The organism is Sinobaca sp. SA16-1, from assembly GCF_059510515.1.
On the sequence record NZ_JCAKFL010000004.1, the window covers coordinates 245,907 to 266,599 of the forward strand.

A 20,693-nucleotide genomic window follows, 5' to 3' on the forward strand; every position below is an offset into this window, starting at 1 on the left:
AGTTCCCTCTGCCGGAAGGGCCTTTTCCTGCGCTTATGAAACCATGTTCTATTCCTTTTAGTTTTGCAGCTCCCAGTCGTTCTGCTTTAAAGAGCTGATCTGCTCATCAATGTTATCCTCGTTAAAACGAATACCGAAATCATCGGGAAGCTCATCGTTCTCTACGCCGGCCATACGATGTGCCATTAAATCACCGAGCGTCTGGTAATAATGATGGGCATCATAGAAATAATCAGGATTTCCCGTCACAGAATTCACATACATAAAATGTTCTACTTCCCCGAATACATCGGTGATGTCATGAAGCCACTGTTCGTAGTCTTCTTCTCGTCCCTCCTGCTGCATCGTGCGAAACAAGTCTTCCGTCACCGGTGTGGTAAACGCTGTGAATTCTGTATCCGGATGCGCCTCCCGCAGCTGCTGCATTTCCTCCTTGAAATTTTCATCATAGGAATATGTTTGTTCATCATACGTTACGTCTTCAAAATCCTGATCTTTTTCTTCAATTCGTTCCTGTGTTTCTTCCAATCCCAGCTTTTCTGTCGTCCCTGCATTACTGCGGTCATAGCTCCGATGAAAAGGTTCGTCATTTAAAGAGGCTGATGCATTTTTAAAAGATTGTTCCAGCATATCTCTTGATAAATAAGCTTTTAGAGGATACAGCCGGTCCTGCGCGTTTTCTATAAATGGTGCCGGATCGGTTACTCCCTTATTCTCAGACGTCGCAAAAAAATCAAACCCTATATACACTTTGTCGAGCGGCTCTCCTCTTTTCTCTTCCACATATTCCAGATAGGGGCCGTATTCCTTATGGCTCATATGCCCGGAGGACATATTGAATACATCCTCATCCCCGAACTCCTGCTGATTTATATAGGTGACACGGCTGCTGCCAATAAGCAGAGTATCAAATTCTTCCCCGGCAAAAGCCACACGATTGATTTTCTGCTGTCTTTCGTCAAAATCTTCCTGGACTTCATTCAGCCGGTTTTCATGATTAAAAAACCAAAGCGGATCGACTATTGCGTTAATAGAAAACATTATAATAAACGGCAGCATAATAATGCTTAGCATCCCACCGGTAAAAGCCGCAGCTTTTTTCTTTCTTATCATTTCTCTCCCGCCTTGTTCTCTCTTAGTATTCTTTTCTTTTATACCCTTAAATCCCCTGCATGCAACATGCTTTGCTGCACCTCTGTATTTTATTTTCTTTCTTTCCCCGTGTAAATAAGCCATCCTGCCTTTTCACTATAAAAAAAGCTTCCGCCGCAGCGGAAGCCTTACTTTATTCGTTTGGAATCATTTCTCTGGAAAGCTCGGTGTCTTTCACATATGCTTTTGGACTCATAATTTCATCAGGGTTAAAGTCATCAAGAGACTTTCCTTTTTGAATCCGGTTAGGAGCATCCGGATTGGCGAGAGCAGCTCTTGCAACGGCCACATAGTCACATTCTCCCCGGTCAATCATGCCGGCCGCCTTATCTGGATCTGCCAGATTCCCTGCTGTAATAACAGGAACGCCGCCGAAGGCTTTTGCCGCTGCTGCCATAGTCATTGTTCCTTCGCCAAAACCGGATTCGGCTGCATCGTCATCGGAAATGTGAATGTAGTCCACTTCAGACCGGCCGATTATCCCGAAAATAGTTTCGGCTTCTTTTTCTCCACCCGACCATTTATGGTTTGGATTGACTACTTTGATTTGGGAGATACGGATACCAAGCACCATATCATCTCCAATCGCTTCTCTTACTTCTTTAATAAGTTCCAGCAGGAAAGTCAGTCGCTTTTCTACACTGCCGCCATACTTATCGGTGCGCTTATTTATACCTTCTGACAAAAATTGATCCAGCAGATAGCCGTTTGCCCCATGAAGTTCGATGCCGTCAAATCCGGCTTCTGCGGCATAAATAGAAGCCTGGACAAATCCGCGCTTTGCTTCATCAATGTCTGCCTGCGTCATTTCGCGTGCCTGCTGAAACATTCCTTCTCCGCCGTAGGCACCGACTTTTTCTGCATTCGGATCGTAAGGAGACGGCGCAATCGTTTCGTCCTTATAGTAGCTGCCCTGCGACTGCGCTCCTGCATGCATAAGCTGAACAATCGCTTTTGAACCGTTTCTTTTTATATCCTCTACGATAGGCTTCCAGGCATCTCTGTGCTTTTCCGTGGCAATGCCTGCCTGATTTTCATAGCCCTGGCTGTACGCTGTATCCGGATAAGTTCCTTCTGTTATCACTGCGGAAAATCCGCCTTTCGCATAACGAACGTAATACTGGTGCACCCGATCGTTGGGCGTACCGTCTGCTTCCGAACTGACTCTCGTCATGGGACCGACCATGTAACGATTCTTAAAAATGTGATTGCTTATATTTCCCTGTTTAAATAAATTGTTATCAAACTTGTCCATTTTTATCACCCTGCTTATTTATAGTTAGTTATGGTAATCGCTATACCCTATACAGATCTATTTATAAACATTTCTTTATGCCTGAACGACGAGAACAATCATAAACGTAATGAGATAAAGGGAAAATAAAATGCCGCCGATACCGGACACAATTCCTGTAACAGCCATCGCCATGCCTTTTTCCTGGGCTGCTTTTATTTTTTTCCGGGCGTTTTTCCCAAAGATAATGGCCATCACCCCAAAAATAATACCAATAACCGGTGCAAATAAAGATAAAATGCCAAATACCATTGCTACAATAGCGTCTCTGTTTACTTCTGCTTCTTGTGCCATATGCTGCTGTCTCCTTTTATATAGAGTACTGCTGATTACAGCCGCTCTCTGCAAAATAGTCTTCAATCACCTGTTCATCTGAATGGGGAATGGACTGTCCTTTTACAATCTGCGCCCCATTTATACAACCGCTCGTCAACAAAACTATATCCCCTTCTTCTGAAAGAGACAATGCTTTCTGAACGGCTTCTTTTCTAGTGGGGGCGGTATGAATGGAAGGATCATCAGGATGTTTAAACCCGGAAAGCACTTTGTCTATGATCACCTGTGGCTCATGCTCACCCGGATGATCTACAGAAACGACAATATGCTCCGCTCTACCCTCAGCTGTTTCTGCCATTCGGGGCATTTTGGAAAAATCACGTATTCCTATTCCCATCAGCATTAATATAATCCGCCGACCGTTCTGCTTTTCCGCTTCCTTTAAAAGCTGATCCATTGCCGTTGGCGTATGGGCATAGTCTATAATGATTTTCTGCTTTTGCTTCCCCCATACTACTTGAAACCTGCCCTCCACCGGTTCTATTTTTTCCGCTGCTTCCAGTACACGGTTTAGCGCATATCCGCCGTGCAGCGCTGTACAGACCGCAGCGAGTACGTTGGCTGCATTGTATTCTCCAAACACCGGCAGAAAAACGTTATGAGTTTTTCCGTTCATTTCTATTATTGCACTCGTTCCCGCATCAGATGGCGTAAGGGCATATGCATGTATATCTGCCGGCACTTCCCGGTCGAGGCTGTACGTTAATACGCTGCCCGGAAACACAGAAAGAATTTCCGCCCCTAATACATCGTCTGCGTTCACTACGGCTTTATCAGCCTGTTTAAATAATTTCAGCTTAGCCTCTCGGTAGTTTTCAAACGTTTTGTGGTATTCCATATGTTCCGGCGACAAATTCGTATGCACGGCGACATCAAATAGAAGCCCCTCCACCCTTTTTTGATCAAGCGCAATAGAAGACACTTCCATCACAGCCGCCTCTTCTCCCTTTTTTACATATTCAGAGAAGATCCGGTGCAGATCAGGCGCCTCCGGAGTCGTCGGGGTACTCCCCCGAAACGCCAGCTTTTCCCTGGAAGACCAGATGCCGTTCGTGCCAATCATTCCGGCAGGTTTCCCCAGCGCATTAAAGATCGAGCGTATATAAGAGGCCACTGTCGTTTTTCCGTTCGTGCCTGTTACTCCCATTAAGAATAAAGAACGGTAACTGTTGTTATAAAATGCGGCGGAAAATTGGGCTGCCGCTGTTCTCGTATTCAATACTTCGATAAATGTAAGATCGGGATAGCGTATACTTAAATCTTTCATTCGTTGCCCGTTCTGACTTACAACCACTGTGCACCCTTTGTTTAGCGCTTCCTCAATAAAGGTTTCTCCGTTTTCGTTAAACCCTTTCATGCAGAAAAAAACAGCGCCTTTCTGGGACTTCCGGGAATCAAATACTATAGAAGTAACCTCGCCGTCTTCTTTGCCGAACACCTTGATGTAATCGAATATATGGTTTCCGGGGAACTGTATATACATTCATTGGCCTGCTCTCTATCTTTATTCGCCATTTATACAAGAGCCTGTTTTTCCTTTTTCCCCCTGCAGGAAAATACAGGCAAGTAATAAGATCGAGTAAAGTGTACCCCGCCGGACACATTTTTTTCAACTTACACCCATTATCATTAACAGCCTTTGTTTTATTTGGCATAATAAGTAAAATAATTCTCTTTATTAAAAAGATTATATAATAGAATAATGTCTCGACAATCTAAAAAAGGCTGCGTCCAAGGGCGCAGCCTTTTTACCTATCGATAGAGACAGCTGTTTCTTTCTGCCCTCTATTTCTAAAATAACGCGTCATTCAAATTCGTTACGACCCGGACCTCTTTAAATGAGATCCCCAGGTTTACCGATTTCTGGGCAATTTCCGGACGCATCCCGGAAAGAATCGTTTCAATACCGATCAGCTTTAAAGCGTGAGACAAATCCATCACTTTCTGTGCAACAAACTGATCTATGCTGAGCACACCGGACAGGTCGATAAATAAATGCTCAATATCTTTCTGCCGGCATTCTTCCAGCGTCTTTTCTGCAATAATCTCACTTCTGGCTGCATCAATATTGCCGATCAGCGGCAGAAGCGCCTGATGCTTTTTCAGAACAATAACCGGGGAGCTGAGTTCATTAATGACGTCTTCCTGCTCTTTTAGCTGCTGATCTGTTTTTTGAATCGCTTCACGCATGAACATTTGTATCGTAAAATCAAAAGCTTTGGTCACTTTTTCATTCCAGGCGAGAAGTTCATCCTGGGAGACTTCCCCGTGATGGCTTTTAACAAAGGATTTAATATATCCCAGCACCATGTCCCGGTAGCGTGAGAATTCTCTTTGCAGTGTAATAAGCGGTGTATTGACATATTCCTCTTCTTTTACTGTATCTGCAAACTTCTTTTCAAATTTCTCATAAAATTCTTCTTCTTCCGTATTAAATATTTCAACAAACTGCTGAATGAATGTAGTATTCATTTCTTTTAGTTTTTTTGTTGTTTCCGGATCATTAGAGGCGTAAATGGATGAGGGATCACTATCATCTATCGAATCATACCATTCTTCGCTTAACTGACTGGAATGAGATAATAAATAATCGTGCAGAAGCTGGTCGTAATTTTTAGCTGTTTTTTCCTTCACGTATACCTACCTCGCATTACTTTTTCTGTTACGTAATTTTCATTGTACCAGCTTATCATAAATTATATGCATTACATAAGTGCCGGCAGTCATATAGTCCAATAATAAAGGACAAATGACATTAACGTCATTTGTCCTTTCTCTATTAGAGCTGCTCTCCTCTGTCCAGGGTCAGCGTCAGCTGTTTTTCTTTTCCTTCTCTAATGACCGTTACGTTTAAGTTATCCCCGATATTTTTATTCGTATATACGTACTGGCGGAGTTCTGACATACTGGCTACTTCTTCGTCATCCACACCCATGATCACATCAAGTTCTTCAATTCCAGCTGATTCTGCAGCAGAACCAGGCTCCACCGACTGCACCACGGCTCCTGTAGTCCTGTTTTCCGGAAGATTAAGCTGCTGCTGGTACTGCTGGGGGAGGGAGGTTAAATCAAGCAGCGCTACGCCTAACGCAGGGCGTTTCACTTCTCCGTTTGATTCGAGGTCATTAATAATTGGCTGGGCGCTGTTGATTGGAATGGCCAGGCCGATTCCTTCCGTCGCTTCCTGGGCAATCTTCATGGAATTAATTCCGATTACCTGCCCCTGGGAGTTGATCAAAGCCCCTCCGCTGTTACCTGGATTAATAGCTGCATCGGTCTGAATGACTTCTGACTGCCAATCTGCGGTGCCGTCTTCATTTACATCGATTGGGATGGAACGCTCTGTTCCGGAGACTACACCTGTTGTAACCGATCCGGAAAACTGTTCTCCAAGCGGATTGCCAATAGCAATGACAGGTTCCCCGGATTTCAGTACGGACGAATCTCCAAATTCTGCCACCGTATCAACACCACTTCCATCTACTTTAAGCACAGCCAGATCGGTCCAGACATCTTCCCCCAGTACTTCTGCTTCTTTTTTGGTTCCGTCTGCGAGCGTAATTTCCACCTGATCAGCGCCTTCGACCACGTGGTTGTTGGTCACCACGTAAGCTTCTCCACTGTCTTTTTTATAAACAACCCCTGATCCTGTTCCTGCTTCCTGTTCCGTCTCTTCGGCGGCGTTCGTGTTCTCTTCGTATAAACCGTTTTGAGCTGCGGCAGCCTGAAGATTAGTCACCCCTACAATGGCATCGCTCGTTTTATCCACAGCCTCGGTCACATCCGAATTCACATCGTAAGAAACCGTTTCTGCAGCAGTCTGTCCGCTTGTCTGTGCATCAGCTCCACTCCCGCTTCCATCCGTTCCGCTTATCTGCGGGCCTGCAGCCATCATAATAACCGCTCCGGCCACCAGCCCGGAGAGACTTGATAAAAAGTAGCCTCTTTTTGTTTTTTTGTCCGACGTACCTTCTGTTTTTTCTTTATAGTATCCCATTGGTCATGCCTCCTTTTGTTTTATATTCGAATCGATGGCAGCGCGTGAAACATATTGATTTCTTTTTTTAGGGTATTCATTTTTTCATCAAGCTCATACAAGGTCCGGGCAGACTCTTTTAGGTTTTCCTGCAGGTACTTGGGCACATCATGGCGGAACTTATAGTACATCTTGTGTTCGAGGCTGGCCCATACATCCATTGCCATCGTCCGGATCTGCTGGTAGTTGTACGGTTTACCGGCACTTCCACTATTAAGTGGAGGCTCTGGCAGCCGTTTGGCTTCGGATTTTCGATATAATCCTTTTTCTGCATAAGAAGAAGGTCTGCCTGATCTTCAATAAGACGGCTGATATGGTAGACATCATCTGTAAACGAGCAGACAATACGCAGTCCGGCTATATCCCGAATATGGTTTTCCGCCATCGCCTCCGTGACCGGAAATCCTTTTCGTGTAAGCTTTTCTTCAATGGCCTGTTGTGATTTGATTCTCGACACCATATGATCAATTGGATTATGCTCGTGCAGCACTGTAAATTCTTCGTTTAGAATGTGCAGTCGCGTTTCCATCTCACAGAGGGCGAATCGCCTTTTCATCAAGCAGATCTCCCAGCTGTTTGCCTTGGTCTGCATCTTTATTCCTGCTCATCTGCTAAGGAATTTTTTATATCGTATTTTTCTTTTGTTTCTTCCAGCCAGGTCGTGTAATTTGCATCAAGCTTCTGGTCTTTCAGTGTTTCTTTGATCTCCGCTCTGCTGTTTTCAAGAGTCGGTTCCTCTGCTTCTTTTTTATCGGTGACGTGGATGATATGGAAACCGTATTCCGTTTCCACCGGCTCACTTATTTCATCTTTCTTCATGGCAAAGGCAGCTTCCTCAAATGCTTCCGCCATTTCTCCCTTGCCGAAAAATCCCAGCTCCCCGTCATTTTCAGCCGAAGCCGTGTCGGTCGAATATTCTTTGGCCAGCTCTGCAAATTCGTCTCCTTCATCAAGCTTTGCTTTTACTTCTTCCGCTGTTTCTTTGTCTTCTGTCAGGATATGGCCGGCTTCTACCTGCGCCGGCTCGCCGAGCGAGTCTTTGTTTTCTTCATAGTATGTTTCAATTTCTTCATCTGAGACGGAAATATCTGCTTCCATCAGCTTTTCGACTTTCAACGTCGTCTTTATCTGTTCTTCCAGATCTTCCATCTTAAGGCCGCTCTGGGATACAGCCGATTCCAGTCCTTCTGCTCCGCCGTAGGACTCTTCCAGTGTTGCTTTTTCTTCATCAATTTCTTTCTGCGTGACCTTCACTTCAGCTTTTTTGGCTTCGGCGTCAACTACTTTTTCTGTAATGATCGTATCCAGCGCTGCTTCTCCGGAAGAGGCAGCCATTTCATCGTACAGCTCATCTTTTGTAATCGTCTCATCGCCGACTTCAGCTACCGCATCGCTGCGGCTGAACCCTGTAATTAAAAGCCCTATTACAGCCGCTGCAATAACCAGCCCAATAAAATATCTCTTTTTTCCTTTTTTAAACATATTGAACGCCTCTTTCTTTTTGTCTGTTCTGGATACTCTTCCAGCATAATCGGGAATTATGAATAAACTATGAACAGACTATGAAAGAACAAAGAAACTTTAAAAAACCGCAGGGGAACTCCCCTGCGGTTTTACGGCTTTACTTAGGAAAACGGACGGTAAAGATCGTTCCCCTCCCTTTTTCACTTTTTACTTCAATTGTTCCTTCATGCAGCTCCACAAGACGCTTTACAATGGAAAGGCCGAGCCCGAACTCCCCAAATGTTACGTTGGCTCTTGAGATATCCGCTTTATAGAAACGGCGCCAGATTGTTTTAATTTTTTCCGGATCAATGCCCTCTCCGGTATCTTCAATCTCCAGTACCGTTTCCGATTCTTCTTCCCGGGCACGGAGCCACACCGTACCTTTTTCTGTAAATTGAATGCTGTTTTTTGTAATGTTCATCAAAATTTGGGTAAGCCTGTCGTAATCAGCAGACACCGTGACATGAGGATCTGCTTCAATAATAATCTGATTCTGCTTTTCTTCGGCCTGAGGGATTAAATGCTCCTTAATAATTTCGAATACTTCTTCGAGCTGCACCGCCTCTTTCTGCAGCACCAGCTGGTTCGAACGAATTCTCTCATAATCCAGGTTTTCATTTACGAGCCGGATCAGCCGTTTTGTTTCTTCATTGATCAAACGCAGCCCTTTTTCTTTCTGTCCTTCTTCAATCATGCCGCTCTCCAGTCCGCCGATCACTCCTTTAATTGTCGTAAGCGGCGTTCTCATTTCATGCGAAACGTCGGCAATAAACTGGCGGCGCCGGTTTTCCAGGCTTTCTATTTCAGCGTTGGAACGCTTTAAATCAGCGGCCATTTCCTGAAAATCACTGGCAAGTTCTCCAATTTCATCAAAATCAGACGAAGGAACGTCTACATCATAATTTCCTTCCGCAATAGAAGACGTAGCGTTTCGAAGCCGCTGGATCCGATTGACATGAAACCTGGACAGCAGGTAGCTGAGAAGCAGCGCCCCTACGAGCGCAATCAGCGCTGTGTAAAGCAGGTACTGATTGATCTGGGCGATGATTTCTGCAGAGCTGCTGATAGGGGAGACGAGCAGCACGCCGCCGGAGAAATCTCCATTTTCAAAAAAAGGCAGCACGACAAGGGAGACCGTCTGGTCAAAGCGTCCTGCATCACGCGTTTCTTCGACGAGCTCCCCATTTTGAATACGGGACCACTCCTCATCCGTCAACTGGGGGTTGGGAAAGCTGCCCGCTTCCGGATAAAGCACCCTTCCTTCATTATCAAACACGCTGAAATTAATGTTCTGCACGCGCAGCACTTCACTATATGGCGAGAGAGATGCCGGACTGACGCCGCTGTCCAGATCTGTTAAAATATCTTCTCCGTAGGCCGTCAGTTCATCTACTTTATCCTGATACACAAATTCCTCCACGAAATTGACAAACAGCAGACCAAGAAGCAGAAGTGCCAGAATCGATACGCCCAGATGACTTGCCAACAGCTGGTACATATACCTAATCTTCATGAGACACAGTTTCCGTTTCTTCAAATTTATAGCCTACACCCCAGACGGTATGGAAAATCGTGTGTTCTTCGCTCTCAATTTTCTTGCGCAGCCTTTTAATATGCACATCCACCGTGCGCTCATCCCCGTAAAACTGATAGCCCCACACCTGCTCGAGCAGCTGCTCTCTCGTAAACACTTGTCTTGGATTCTTTATTAAAAAATGCAGCAGATCAAATTCTTTTGGGGTTAAATGCAGCACCGGCGTCTCTTTATAGAATACTTCTCTCGTACGGTCATTTATTTTAAAATAACGCGACGTAATAATATGATCATCTTCCGCTTCTTCCGTCACACCCGCTGTTCGTCTTGTAACCGCTCGTATCCGTGCCATCAGGGCAAGCGGGCTGAACGGCTTTGTGACATAATCATCGGCACCCATTTCAAAGCCGATCACCTGCTCGGATTCACTGTCTTTAGCCGTAAGCATAATAATCGGCACACTCCCCTTTTCCTGTCTGATCTTCCGGCAGAGCGTCACGCCGTCCATACCGGGAAGCATCCAGTCCAGAATAAGCAGGTCCCATTCTCCCTGCTTATACAGCTCGTATCCCTTCAGGCCGTCTTCTGCAAAGGTTCCTGTAATCCCTTCTTTGGAAAAAAACATATCCAGCATGGAACGAACGCTCGCATTATCTTCAACGACTAAAATTTTCATCAGAGGCACCATCCATTATCTGTATTTGTAAAGGTATAAGCATAATACCATAAGCCTGCCCGGGAAAATAAGCCGGGACATAGAAAAAGACAGCCGAAAAATCCGGCTGTCCCTGCATATCAGCAGTTATTTTCTTAATTTGGAAAAATCAAAAGCAGGAACAATATCTTCCGCTGCTGCACGAGTCAGTAGAGATTCCACCGCGGCAAAGCCGTCTTCTCCAAGATCACGTGTAAATTCATTCACATATAAATCAATATGCGATTCGGCTACGTCTGTAGACATTTCCTGGGCATGCTCCATCACATAGTCCTTTGATGACTCTGGATGCTTCCAGGCATAATCGACCGAAGCCCGTACCCATTCCGTTATTTTGTCTGTATCAAGCGAACGTTTCGCAATAATAGCACCAAGCGGGATAGGAAGGCCGGTGTCTTTTTCCCACCAGTCTCCCAAGTCTTCCATCATATGCAGATTATAGTTCTGATAAGTAAACCGCGCTTCGTGAATCACCAGGCCTGCGTCCACACGTCCTTCCTGTACAGCCGGCATAATATCGTCAAACGGCATCACCTTAATGACAGGCAGGCTGTCCGGCATCATCTGCTTGGCCCAAAAACGGAAAAGCATATACGCTGTAGAGCGTTCGCTTGGCACCGCTACAATTTTGCCTCCCAGTTCTTCCGGTTTTTTCCCGTCTGCTGACAGAATCAGCGGTCCGCAGCCTCGTCCGAGTGCGCCACCGCAGGGAATAAGCGCATAGTCGTCCAGAACGTAAGGAAGTGCCGCAAAGGAAATTTTCATTACTTCCGGGCCTTCTCCTTTGGCTGCTAATGTATTGGTAATATCAATATCTGCGTATTGAACCTCCAGGTCGGGGGCTCCTTCTATTAAGCCATGCGCCAAGGCATGAAACACGAATGTATCATTGGGGCATGGAGAATAAGCTATATTCATTCAATCAGCACCTCCGATAATATAGAACTGGCAGCTTCAAGTGTCTCAAGCGCCTCATTGATTCGCCAGGCCGAGCGGTCACGCGGACCCACAACGTTGGATATAGCCCGAATTTCCATCGAATCCACGCCAAACATTTCTGCAGCTGTAGCGACACCAAATCCTTCCATCGCTTCTGCTGCTGCTCCCGGAACCTGCCGGGACAGCCTTTCTGCTGTATGGGCTGTCCCGGTGACGGTAGACAGTGTCAGCACAGGCCCGATGTTGATCACAAGACCTGAAGAACGAAGCGCACGCTTCACAATCTCTATTTTCCCTTCATCCACGAGCACGCGATCCGGCCCCATGCCTATTTCCTTAATCGTCTGAAAACCCGTTTCTGTTTCCGCTCCCAGATCAGCTGCGATAATTTCATTAGCAATGACGAGGGAACCTACTTCCGCGTGTCCCTCAAATCCTCCGCCAATGCCTGCACTTACAACAAGATCGTAGCGGGTTCGGACCAAAGCGGCGGCTGTAGCGGCCGCCGCCGCGGCCGCGCCGACTCCTGCTGTCACTACATCAAAGCTGCTTGACGCATTGAGACCTCTGAGAACAGCGTCTTTTTCAGCCGAAACAGACGTAACGACAAGAATATGGTAATCTCTGTCTTTATTTATAGGGAAATTCATCATCCTATCTCCTTTTCCATTCACACCATTCGTACGATTATATTCAGTGTAATGCATAGTAGAATAGATTGGCTAGTAGGACTGCCAGAATGAACAAGANTCTGTCTTTATTTATAGGGAAATTCATCATCCTATCTCCTTTTCCATTCACACCATTCGTACGATTATATTCAGTGTAATGCATAGTAGAATAGATTGGCTAGTAGGACTGCCAGAATGAACAAGAAATACAACAGTATAAATGGTACGAATAGAAGATCATGCTGCTCTCAACAAATATAGCGGTGCCGTTACTTTCTTCGTTCTTTTTCAACAATTTCAGCAGAAAGTCTTTCCAAATAATGACTATGGGGCATGCAGAATGTGATACGATAGAAAAAACCTTTTTTCTATCCATCCATACGAAGGGGGTAAGCAAATGAAAGCATCCTCAACTGTTACATTTGTCCGCCGAAAAGAACGTTACGCGGTTCTGCGTGGATTTCAATTACTGATTGATGAAAAGGAAACCGGACGAATCAAACGGAATCAGAAGCTGTCTTACACAGTAGAACCTGGGGTACACCACCTACAGGTAAAAAAAGAAGCCGGGGGCTCGGACGTATTCACCTGTGACCTGGCCCCCGGAGAAGAAGCAACCTTTCTCGTGCTTGGAAACAAAGAGGAGCCGCCTTCCCTGCAGCGACTGGACGAACCTATCTGAAAAAAAATAAGCAGACACGGCCGCGGGGCCGTCTCTGCTTATTTTGCTTTTTCCTTTAATAAAATATCTTTTTCCCCGGTCGCTGCCAGCATTTCATAGCAGACGTTTAACTCAGCAATTTTTGCATCCAAATACTCCATCGTAATTTCCATACCAAAAGGCAGAGCCAGCATATTAATCTGGTCAAATGCTTTATGAATACGTTTAGTCGCTGTTTCAAACTGACCTTCCACCAGGGTGGTAATCGTAAGCTCACATTCTTCGTTAAACGCACGCAGCATCATTTTTTTCATATTCACGTGGGAAGCCGGTACTTCTTCTTCCTCTGAAGCGTCAAAGGCGCCTTCATGGATCAGTACAGCACGGTCTTCCGTAATCATATCACGCTGCTGTTTTTTCCAGCTGTGGTAAAGAGTGCGGTACTCATCCGCTTCTTTAAAATCAAAGGCTCGTTCAAACGCATGAACGTCCTGAAGATTCACTTCTTCTTTCAGCTTCCGGTAGCCTTCCGTGATACTTGCTGTTTCGGCAAGCTCCATGACTTTCATGCCGAGCTGCTCATGTTCTTCTTCCAGATGACGCTTTGATTTCTGTAGCGATTCCATCTGGTCCCCAAAAGAATTCTGCTGATCCCACAGCTTAGTCATTTCCTGGTTTTTCGATTCAATCGTTCTGTCCAGCGCAGCCATTTCTCCAGTCCGCTGCGCCATATCGTGTTCGTACAGCTTTCTTTTGTCGGAGAATTCATTTTCAAGCTGAAGCACTTTTTCTTGGAACCGCTTGTTTAACTCTTTATTCATCTCCTGATAATGGTGGGTAATCGTCAATCGTTTATTTTTCTGCACATTCGCTAAAATAATAGCAGCTACACCGCTTAGAAAAAGCGTAGGAACAGCGAGAATACCCAACACCGTAATAAACCAGGTGGAATACCACCATTGATCTTGATACGTAAATGGTACATACGCAAACGGAACCTGCGTCTGCAGGTCTTCTTTTTCTTCAAGTTCGGTTTCTTCTGCTTCTGCCTGAAATTGCTGAAGCTGATTGGAAAGCTCCGCTGCTACGTCACCGGCTTTCGCCTGTTTAATATCTCTAAGCGTAATGCTGTAAGCCCCGGATTCAAATCCAAACTTCCGCTCATCCAGCAGCTTTATATTTTTTATTTCTTTGTAATCAAATGTGATAGACTCTTCCGGCTTATACTTTTTATTTAAAAACATAGCTCGTTCGTTCGTGACGATAAAAGCGCCTGGAAATTCCTGAGGCCCTGAAAGTTCAGAACGGCACCATCCGTAACAGCTGGCAGTGAGACGTTCGTTTTCCCGTTTCACTTCTTTTGTAAAAATTGTTAGAAGCGTATCGTAGCTTCCCATATGATCCCTCTTTTCAAAAAAATACGTAACTGTTTTCTAGCTTATCACAGTACCAGAGCAAGCGGAAGAAACGAACGATGGTTTCTTTTCCGGGCAGAACATAAAAAAAAGATGCTGCAGAATCCGGCAGCACCTTCCCCGTTTCAGCCTTCTGGATCAGCTGCGCTTTCATCCATATACATTACTTCCCATAGGTGGCCGTCCAGGTCTTCAAAACTCGCTCCATACATAAATCCCTGCTCTGCCGGATCCTGCGGGGATGTTCCGCCGGCCTGGACCGCGCTGCGGATGATTTCATCCACCTTATCCCTGCTGTCCACCTGCAGAGCTGTTATAGCCTCTATGCTCCGGGAGGTGTCGGTGATCTCTTTTTTCGTAAACGTTTGAAAAAAAGGTTCTGTCAAAAGCATAGCAAAAATCGTTTCACTGATTATCATGCACGTGGCATTTTCATCTGTAAATTGAGGATTAAATTCAAACCCGATTCCCGAGAAAAAGTCGATCGATTTCTGTAAGTCTTTTACTGGAAGGTTAACAAAAATCCGTTCTGCCTGCATACTCATTTCAGTCCCCGCTTTCTGTGTTTTATTTATTATAGTATTTATTCTACGCCGGCGATCTGATTCCTTTCGCCGTTCAACGCTGTTCTTCTTTTTCTACGGGGAGAACCTCTTTCAATTCATCCCGGACGCTTCGGCTCGACATCGGCACACCGGAACGGTAAGCGGCCCGGCACATAAGATGACCGGCTACCGGAGCTGTTAAAAACACGAAAAAAATTCCTAATATCAAACGGACGCTGACAAAGTTCTCCATGCCGGCGAAAAAAATGAAAGTGCCGAGCAGCGTACACAATACGCCTAGCGTGGCACTCTTCGTGCCGGCGTGGGACCGGGTATACACGTCAGGGAGGCGGAGAATACCGATCGCACTGAGCAGAGCAAGCGTGGTTCCAATAAGCAGAAGAAGGGCTACAATTGTTTCAATCACCGCGTCTGGACTCAATGATAATCCCCCTTTCAATGTATTTGGAAAAGGCGACGGTTCCGATAAAGGCAATAATCCCCATCAGCAGAATAATTTCCAAATAGGCACTCGTTCGAAAAGTAACGGAGAGTACAGCGACCACTGCAATTAAATTAATACCGATCGCATCAAGCGCAATCACCCGATCCGGCATGGAAGGGCCGATAATGACACGGTACAGGCCGACAAGAATGGAAACGGACAAAAATACAAGGCTGACAGTCATCGCAATATCAAACATCAACGGGTCACCTCCATAATAGCCTGCTCAAACGAATTTTTGGTCGCTATGACTCTATTCTGCGATTCCGGTATGTCCATTGCATGTATATAAAGCACATTGCCTTCAGCTGACACTTCCATTACTACTGAACCTGGTGTCAGCATCAGCAGCATCGCAAGAAAGGTAATTTCCCAGTCGGTGGAAAGTTCTGTTTCCATCTTAAAAATGCCCGGTGTTATGTTCAGGCGCGGCCGCAGGATCTGACGAATAACAAGAATGCTTGACGAAATAAGCTCTCTTATAAAAATAAACAGCAGCTTGATAATGCTCCAGAGCTTCCACATATAAAATTCCTTTGGAAAAAAGCGGCGGAATGAGAAAATAAGCGCCAGCCCGATCGCATAGCCTGTCATTAATGTGGTTACATAAATGCCTTCTTCATCTTGAAAGGATGCCCACAGAACAGCAATCAAAATATTAAGCAGTATTTGCGCCGGCATTTTCTATCCTCTCCTTTTCCATTACGAGTAAGCAGAACCAAGCACTGCTTCGATATAAAAGGCGGGGTTCATTAAGTCAGAAGCCGCTTCTGCAATGTACGGATTCACCCATTCGACTCCAATTCCCAGAAACAGGCTCACGCATATAAGCAGAGTGCAGGGAAGCAGCAGCCCATGCGTGGAGGTTTTTTCATCCTCCTTGCTCAGCTGGTTTTCTCCCCAGAATCCATTCATGAAAATCTTCATGGTGGAATACAATACGGCCAGGCTGGAAAGCAGCCCAATGGCCCCCAGTACATAAAACTGGGTTTCCAGCGTTCCCTGCAGCACAAGCAGCTTGCCAAAAAATCCGCTGAGCGGCGGCACTCCCACTAAAGCAAAAGAAGCAATGAAAAACATCCAGCCCAAGTACGGATGGTTTCGAATCATCCCGCTCATTTCTTTTAACTGGTAGGTCCCAACAAGCCCGACCATCGCGCCTCCAAGCAGAAAGAGCAGGGTTTTTACGATCATGTCATGAATTAAATAGTAAATAGCACCGGTGAGTGCCGCTTCCTGAAACACGGCGATGCCCACCGCAATAAACCCAATCGCAATGACAATGTTGTAAGCCAGTACCTTTTGGATATTACCGTACGCCACAGCCCCAATGCTTCCAAGTATCATTGTCAGGCCCGCCATCCAGGCGATAACGTTATGCGTAATGCCGGGTTCGTGGTAAAAAATCAAAGTAAACATGCGAAAAATGGCGTACACCCCTACTTTCGTCAACAATCCGGCAAACAGAGCAGAAACAGCGACAGGCGGGGCGCTGTAGGATTCGGGCAGCCAGTAAAAAAACAGCAGTGCCGATTTCACCGCAAAGATGACTAAAAACAGCAGCGCGATCGCGGTAAGCAGATCAGGCTGCCCCGCCTCGGCTACACGCACAGAGAGATGTGCCATATTCAACGTTCCTGTGACCGCATATAAGTAGGCAATTGCTACGATAAACAGCATAGAAGAAACAATATTAATCAATACATACATAATACCTGCCCGAAGCTGCTTTTTTAAGCCGCCGAGGGACAAAAGCACATAAGAGGCGAGCAGCATCACCTCGAAAAATACGAACAAATTAAAGATGTCTCCTGTTAAAAAAGAACCGTTAACACCGGTAATAAGAAATTGAATAAAGGCATAGTAATAAAAACGTTCCCTCTCCCATTCAATCGACTGAAAGGAGTAAATCAGGCATCCCAAAGCCACAATGGCGGAGGTGATGACAAGCAGCAAAGAAAAAGTATCCGCTACAAGCACAATACCAAAAGGTGCTTCCCAGCCTCCGAGGTTGAGAATTTGTATGCCTTCCCCTCCGACCTGGCGCAGCAGATGAACCGCTGTTCCCAACACAGCCAGAAACGAGAGGACACTCAACAGCCGCTGAATCATTACATGTTTAGGAAACAAAACGAGCAGAGCCCCTGTTAGAAAAGGAATGACAATAGGCAGAATTACTATATTATTCATGCTCTGTCCCCCGCAGTTTCTTCATGTCGTCGGACTTAAACTCTTGATAGGCCCGGTAGGCAAGCACTAAAAAGAAGGCGGTCGTTCCGAAGTTAATAACAATGGCTGTAAGTATCAATGCCTGCGGCAGCGGGTCCGCGTAAGCGGCCGCCTCTATTCCAAGCAGTGGAGCTTCGCCCTGTTTTAATCCTCCCATAGTCAGCAGCAGCAGGAGTGCTCCGTGCCCAATAATAGATGTTCCTAAAATGATGCGGAGCAGGCTTTTCGTTAGTATTAAGTACGTGCCGATGCTGAAAAACATTCCAATAACAAAGGCCATCACAGTCTCCATTATTCCTCATCCCCTTTGTTGCGGCTGATGCTTACAATCACAGTCATCGTCGTGCCGACGACCGCCATAGCCACTCCTATTTCAAATATAATAGTCGTAGCAATATCTATCTCTTCGTTGACAATCGGCATATAAAACTGCAGATGCGTCTGGCTTAGAAAAGGCACATTGAATACAAAGGAAGCTATCCCTGTTAACAAAGACACGAGCACGCCAAGTCCGGTAATCACTTTATAATTAATCGGAAGCGTTTGAGTAACGGTATCTATATCAAACGCCAGCAGCATTAAAATCAAAGCCGATGAAGTAACCAGCCCGCCGATAAAACCGCCGCCCGGATTATGATGTCCGGCAAAAAACAAATAAATTGCAAAAGTAAGGATAATGAACGTTACTATCTTTGTAACGGTCTGCAGAATGACATCATTAATTTTCACCGTCATCCCCCTTTTCCATCATCCGGAGACTGATTAAGGAATATACGCCCAATCCGGCAATACAGAGAACCATAATTTCGAGCAGTGTATCAAACCCGCGGAAATCAGCCAGAATAGCATTCACCATATTGCTCGAGCCGGCCAATTCGTATGAATCCTCGAAATAAACCGAAACAGAAGGAAACAGTTTATTTCCCTGTGCAGCTAATGTGAAACAAGTGATGAGTACACCCACACCGAGTGAAATAATTAAGTTTGGAATCTGTACGCTTCTTGCCGTTTCCCGGAAGCGGAATTCCGGGAGAAACCGCAGGCAGAGAAGGTACAAAGCAACGGAGACTGTTTCCACTACAAGCTGAGTCAAAGCCAGATCCGGCGCGCGGAAGATGACAAAAAACAGGGCCACCAAGTACCCCACTGCCCCAACAGCAATAATGGCCGTCAGCCTTTTGGAAGCGAGCATGACTGTGAGAGCGCCTGCAACAAGCCCTGCAGCCAGCAGCATTTCATACACTTCCACCGTTGATACATCTACCTGTTGAAAGGAAATACTGTCTGAGAACAGCAGCATTCCTCCGATAAGCAGAATAAGTATTCCCAAAATATATTGAATATAGTCTCTTGTTAAACCGCTCATATAAAGATTTGTAAATGAATACGCTTTTTGTTCGGCTTTTACAATGCCGGAAGCATACGCATTATTGAGCGTGTAGACCTGCGGGAACAAAGTAAACACACCCTTCCACTTGTTCCAGGTCCAAAATAAGATACTTCCAAGCGCGATCACGCCAAAGGTCATGAAAAGTTCGGTATTAAATCCGTGCCAGGCTTCAATATGGATAGAAAAGTCACCGGCATTTCCAGGCAGAACGGAAGCCACCATTGGTTCAAGTACGTAATGAACCAGCACGTTTGGTGCAAAGAAAATACCAATGACGAATGCTGCCAGCACCGCAGGAGAAATCAACATCCCAAGAGGTGCTTCTTTTGGTTTTTTTTCAAGACGCCGCGGACGGTATTTCCCCCGGAACGTATGAAAAATAAGAATCATACTGTAAACAAAAGTGAAAATACTTGCCACCCAGGCAACAGCCGGAATCAGCAGACCAGCCCCTCCTGCTGAAAACACACCAGCTTCCCCAAGGGAAAGAGAACTCGTAAAAAACAGCTCTTTGCTCAAAAACCCGTTAAACGGTGGTAATCCGGCCATGGCCAGGCTTCCGATCAGTGTAAGAGTAAACGAGATGGGCATCAGGCTCATTAACCCGCCTAATTTTCTCGTATCCCTTGTCCCGGTTTCATGGTCAATAATGCCAATCACCATAAATAAACAGCCTTTAAACGTAGAGTGATTTACTAAATGAAAGACTGCCGCCAGCACTGCTGTGGTATACAAAGCAGCTTGTGCTTCCTCCTGGACCGCTAAAGCAAGCGAGCCTATTCCGAGAAGCGATGTAATTAAGCCCAGCTGACTAATTGTAGAAAAAGCGAGAAGCGCCTTTAAGTCGGTTTGTTTCATTGCATTAATGGCGCCCCAGAACAAGGTAATCAGTCCGACCGATGTAATAATCCAAAACCATTCCCCGGTTCCTCCAAAAAACGGAGTAAAGCGGGCGATGGCGTAGATCCCGGCTTTTACCATGGTGGCCGAATGCAGATACGCACTGATAGGTGTGGGGGCTTCCATGGCATCCGGAAGCCAGATATGAAAAGGAAACTGAGCGGATTTTGCAAATGCGCCGATCAAAACAAAAATCATCGCCGGCAGAAACATAGAATGATCCTGCAGCTCTCCGGTCTGGCTGATAATACCGCGGATACTGTATGTACCGGCCATGGAATGAAGCATGATAATACCCACCAGCATTGAAAACCCGCCGCTTACGGTAATCAGCATCGCTTTCTGCGCGCCGTTCCGGGATTTTTTCCGCTGGTACCAAAAGGCGATCAGAAGAAAAGACGAAATGCTCGTCAGCTCCCAGAATAAATAAAAGCCAATCAGATTGTCAGAAAATACAACGCCGAGCATGGCTCCCATAAACAAAAGCATATACACGTAAAAGTTATGTAACAGTTCTCTCGTTTTTGATAAATAAAAGATAGAATATAAAACAACCAGGGCGCCGATTCCACTAATTAAAAAACCAAACACCAGACTTAGTCCATCTACATAAAACGATAAATTAATACCATAGGAGGGAATCCAGGAGAGCGTATAGAGCATCGACTCTCCTTCACTGATATCTACCAGCCAGCTTCCGAGCACAATAAAAATAATAAGGGGCAGCGGCAGGACAAACCAGCCGGTATGAATACGGGAAACATATCGGTAAAGGAAAGGAATCATAAGGGCATATAAAAAGGGTAAAAGTACAACGGAATGGAGCCAGGACAAAATGTAACCTCCTACTCACTGGATACAACAG

Annotated in this window: 22 protein-coding genes; 1 reads left to right on the forward strand and 21 read right to left on the reverse strand. The window is 45.5% G+C overall.

What is annotated here, in order from left to right; genetic code table 11:
- Positions 1 to 57: 57 nt before the first annotated feature.
- The 12 genes from AC5W2J_RS13020 to AC5W2J_RS13075 form a co-directional block, all read right to left on the reverse strand.
- Entirely contained in the window at positions 58 to 1,113 is a 1,056-nt protein-coding gene (locus AC5W2J_RS13020) for a hypothetical protein (RefSeq protein WP_496059886.1), read from the reverse strand.
- 172 nt (positions 1,114 to 1,285) lie between these two features.
- A complete protein-coding gene (locus tag AC5W2J_RS13025; protein ID WP_496059887.1) occupies positions 1,286 to 2,407 on the reverse strand; it encodes an NADH:flavin oxidoreductase in 1,122 nt (373 codons plus the stop codon).
- A 75-nt stretch (positions 2,408 to 2,482) separates the two neighbouring features.
- Positions 2,483 to 2,740, reverse strand: a complete 258-nt coding sequence (locus AC5W2J_RS13030; protein WP_496059888.1) for a DUF4190 domain-containing protein — start codon at positions 2,738 to 2,740, stop codon at positions 2,483 to 2,485.
- Between the two features lie 16 nt (positions 2,741 to 2,756).
- Positions 2,757 to 4,265, reverse strand: coding sequence for a UDP-N-acetylmuramoyl-L-alanyl-D-glutamate--2,6-diaminopimelate ligase (locus AC5W2J_RS13035; protein ID WP_496059889.1), 1,509 nt, complete (start codon positions 4,263 to 4,265; stop codon positions 2,757 to 2,759).
- Between the two features lie 308 nt (positions 4,266 to 4,573).
- The gene (locus AC5W2J_RS13040) at positions 4,574 to 5,416 is read right to left on the reverse strand and encodes an STAS domain-containing protein (RefSeq protein WP_496059890.1); all 843 of its coding nucleotides are present in this window, start codon (positions 5,414 to 5,416) and stop codon (positions 4,574 to 4,576) included.
- Between the two features lie 145 nt (positions 5,417 to 5,561).
- Positions 5,562 to 6,779 (reverse strand): S1C family serine protease, encoded by a 1,218-nt coding sequence (locus tag AC5W2J_RS13045; RefSeq protein WP_496059891.1) that lies wholly within the window; start codon positions 6,777 to 6,779, stop codon positions 5,562 to 5,564.
- Between the two features lie 118 nt (positions 6,780 to 6,897).
- Positions 6,898 to 7,410, reverse strand: a complete 513-nt coding sequence (locus tag AC5W2J_RS13050) for a GTP pyrophosphokinase (RefSeq protein WP_496059892.1) — start codon at positions 7,408 to 7,410, stop codon at positions 6,898 to 6,900.
- Positions 7,411 to 7,412: 2 nt separating this feature from the next.
- Positions 7,413 to 8,300: a peptidylprolyl isomerase gene (locus AC5W2J_RS13055; protein ID WP_496059893.1), complete on the reverse strand. Its 888-nt coding sequence runs from the start codon at positions 8,298 to 8,300 to the stop codon at positions 7,413 to 7,415.
- 139 nt (positions 8,301 to 8,439) lie between these two features.
- On the reverse strand, positions 8,440 to 9,837 hold the full coding sequence (locus tag AC5W2J_RS13060) for a sensor histidine kinase (protein WP_496059894.1): 1,398 nt from the start codon (positions 9,835 to 9,837) through the stop codon (positions 8,440 to 8,442).
- On the reverse strand, positions 9,827 to 10,534 hold the full coding sequence (locus AC5W2J_RS13065) for a winged helix-turn-helix domain-containing protein (RefSeq protein ID WP_496059895.1): 708 nt from the start codon (positions 10,532 to 10,534) through the stop codon (positions 9,827 to 9,829). Before AC5W2J_RS13065 ends, AC5W2J_RS13060 begins: the two co-directional genes overlap by 11 nt.
- Positions 10,535 to 10,660: 126 nt before the next feature.
- A complete protein-coding gene (locus tag AC5W2J_RS13070) occupies positions 10,661 to 11,491 on the reverse strand; it encodes a 1,4-dihydroxy-6-naphtoate synthase (protein WP_496059896.1) in 831 nt (276 codons plus the stop codon).
- Positions 11,488 to 12,162 (reverse strand): futalosine hydrolase, encoded by a 675-nt coding sequence (locus AC5W2J_RS13075; RefSeq protein ID WP_496059897.1) that lies wholly within the window; start codon positions 12,160 to 12,162, stop codon positions 11,488 to 11,490. The genes AC5W2J_RS13070 and AC5W2J_RS13075 overlap by 4 nt, the downstream gene beginning before the upstream one ends.
- Before the next feature lie 418 nt (positions 12,163 to 12,580).
- Here AC5W2J_RS13075 and AC5W2J_RS13080 point away from each other — a divergent pair, with 418 nt between their 5' ends.
- Positions 12,581 to 12,865 (forward strand): hypothetical protein, encoded by a 285-nt coding sequence (locus AC5W2J_RS13080; protein ID WP_496059898.1) that lies wholly within the window; start codon positions 12,581 to 12,583, stop codon positions 12,863 to 12,865.
- 38 nt (positions 12,866 to 12,903) lie between these two features.
- Here AC5W2J_RS13080 and AC5W2J_RS13085 read toward each other — a convergent pair whose 3' ends face one another.
- The 9 genes from AC5W2J_RS13085 to AC5W2J_RS13125 form a co-directional block, all read right to left on the reverse strand.
- Complete coding sequence (locus AC5W2J_RS13085) at positions 12,904 to 14,241, reverse strand: SNIPE associated domain-containing protein (RefSeq protein WP_496059899.1); 1,338 nt, start codon at positions 14,239 to 14,241, stop codon at positions 12,904 to 12,906.
- 143 nt (positions 14,242 to 14,384) lie between these two features.
- Positions 14,385 to 14,804: a VOC family protein gene (locus tag AC5W2J_RS13090; protein WP_496059900.1), complete on the reverse strand. Its 420-nt coding sequence runs from the start codon at positions 14,802 to 14,804 to the stop codon at positions 14,385 to 14,387.
- A 73-nt stretch (positions 14,805 to 14,877) separates the two neighbouring features.
- On the reverse strand, positions 14,878 to 15,246 hold the full coding sequence (locus AC5W2J_RS13095; protein WP_496059901.1) for a Na+/H+ antiporter subunit G: 369 nt from the start codon (positions 15,244 to 15,246) through the stop codon (positions 14,878 to 14,880).
- Positions 15,224 to 15,508 (reverse strand): Na(+)/H(+) antiporter subunit F1, encoded by a 285-nt coding sequence (locus AC5W2J_RS13100; RefSeq protein WP_496060095.1) that lies wholly within the window; start codon positions 15,506 to 15,508, stop codon positions 15,224 to 15,226. Before AC5W2J_RS13100 ends, AC5W2J_RS13095 begins: the two co-directional genes overlap by 23 nt.
- Positions 15,508 to 15,990 carry a Na+/H+ antiporter subunit E gene (locus AC5W2J_RS13105; RefSeq protein WP_496059902.1) on the reverse strand — a complete coding sequence of 161 codons (483 nt, stop codon included), beginning with the start codon at positions 15,988 to 15,990 and terminating at the stop codon, positions 15,508 to 15,510. The genes AC5W2J_RS13100 and AC5W2J_RS13105 overlap by 1 nt, the downstream gene beginning before the upstream one ends.
- 21 nt (positions 15,991 to 16,011) lie before the next feature.
- The gene (locus AC5W2J_RS13110) at positions 16,012 to 17,499 is read right to left on the reverse strand and encodes a Na+/H+ antiporter subunit D (protein ID WP_496059903.1); all 1,488 of its coding nucleotides are present in this window, start codon (positions 17,497 to 17,499) and stop codon (positions 16,012 to 16,014) included.
- Positions 17,492 to 17,830: a Na(+)/H(+) antiporter subunit C gene (locus tag AC5W2J_RS13115; RefSeq protein WP_496059904.1), complete on the reverse strand. Its 339-nt coding sequence runs from the start codon at positions 17,828 to 17,830 to the stop codon at positions 17,492 to 17,494. Before AC5W2J_RS13115 ends, AC5W2J_RS13110 begins: the two co-directional genes overlap by 8 nt.
- Positions 17,830 to 18,267, reverse strand: coding sequence for a Na(+)/H(+) antiporter subunit B (locus tag AC5W2J_RS13120; RefSeq protein ID WP_496059905.1), 438 nt, complete (start codon positions 18,265 to 18,267; stop codon positions 17,830 to 17,832). The genes AC5W2J_RS13115 and AC5W2J_RS13120 overlap by 1 nt, the downstream gene beginning before the upstream one ends.
- Entirely contained in the window at positions 18,257 to 20,662 is a 2,406-nt protein-coding gene (locus AC5W2J_RS13125) for a Na+/H+ antiporter subunit A (RefSeq protein WP_496059906.1), read from the reverse strand. The genes AC5W2J_RS13120 and AC5W2J_RS13125 overlap by 11 nt, the downstream gene beginning before the upstream one ends.
- Between the last annotated feature and the right edge of the window lie 31 nt (positions 20,663 to 20,693).

Excerpts from the sequence above, each read along its gene's own strand:
- AC5W2J_RS13020 (WP_496059886.1), bottom strand. The coding sequence starts at position 1,113 with ATGATAAGAAAGAAAAAAGCTGCGGCTTTTACCGGTGGGATGCTAAGC.
- AC5W2J_RS13025 (WP_496059887.1), bottom strand. The coding sequence starts at position 2,407 with ATGGACAAGTTTGATAACAATTTATTTAAACAGGGAAATATAAGCAAT.
- AC5W2J_RS13030 (WP_496059888.1), bottom strand. The coding sequence starts at position 2,740 with ATGGCACAAGAAGCAGAAGTAAACAGAGACGCTATTGTAGCAATGGTA.
- AC5W2J_RS13035 (WP_496059889.1), bottom strand. The coding sequence starts at position 4,265 with ATGTATATACAGTTCCCCGGAAACCATATATTCGATTACATCAAGGTG.
- AC5W2J_RS13045 (WP_496059891.1), bottom strand. The coding sequence starts at position 6,779 with ATGGGATACTATAAAGAAAAAACAGAAGGTACGTCGGACAAAAAAACA.
- AC5W2J_RS13050 (WP_496059892.1), bottom strand. The coding sequence starts at position 7,410 with ATGCAGACCAAGGCAAACAGCTGGGAGATCTGCTTGATGAAAAGGCGA.
- AC5W2J_RS13055 (WP_496059893.1), bottom strand. The coding sequence starts at position 8,300 with ATGTTTAAAAAAGGAAAAAAGAGATATTTTATTGGGCTGGTTATTGCA.
- AC5W2J_RS13060 (WP_496059894.1), bottom strand. The coding sequence starts at position 9,837 with ATGAAGATTAGGTATATGTACCAGCTGTTGGCAAGTCATCTGGGCGTA.
- AC5W2J_RS13065 (WP_496059895.1), bottom strand. The coding sequence starts at position 10,534 with ATGAAAATTTTAGTCGTTGAAGATAATGCGAGCGTTCGTTCCATGCTG.
- AC5W2J_RS13070 (WP_496059896.1), bottom strand. The coding sequence starts at position 11,491 with ATGAATATAGCTTATTCTCCATGCCCCAATGATACATTCGTGTTTCAT.
- AC5W2J_RS13075 (WP_496059897.1), bottom strand. The coding sequence starts at position 12,162 with ATGAATTTCCCTATAAATAAAGACAGAGATTACCATATTCTTGTCGTT.
- AC5W2J_RS13080 (WP_496059898.1), top strand. The coding sequence starts at position 12,581 with ATGAAAGCATCCTCAACTGTTACATTTGTCCGCCGAAAAGAACGTTAC.
- AC5W2J_RS13085 (WP_496059899.1), bottom strand. The coding sequence starts at position 14,241 with ATGGGAAGCTACGATACGCTTCTAACAATTTTTACAAAAGAAGTGAAA.
- AC5W2J_RS13090 (WP_496059900.1), bottom strand. The coding sequence starts at position 14,804 with ATGAGTATGCAGGCAGAACGGATTTTTGTTAACCTTCCAGTAAAAGAC.
- AC5W2J_RS13100 (WP_496060095.1), bottom strand. The coding sequence starts at position 15,508 with ATGTTTGATATTGCGATGACTGTCAGCCTTGTATTTTTGTCCGTTTCC.
- AC5W2J_RS13105 (WP_496059902.1), bottom strand. The coding sequence starts at position 15,990 with ATGCCGGCGCAAATACTGCTTAATATTTTGATTGCTGTTCTGTGGGCA.
- AC5W2J_RS13110 (WP_496059903.1), bottom strand. The coding sequence starts at position 17,499 with ATGAATAATATAGTAATTCTGCCTATTGTCATTCCTTTTCTAACAGGG.
- AC5W2J_RS13115 (WP_496059904.1), bottom strand. The coding sequence starts at position 17,830 with ATGGAGACTGTGATGGCCTTTGTTATTGGAATGTTTTTCAGCATCGGC.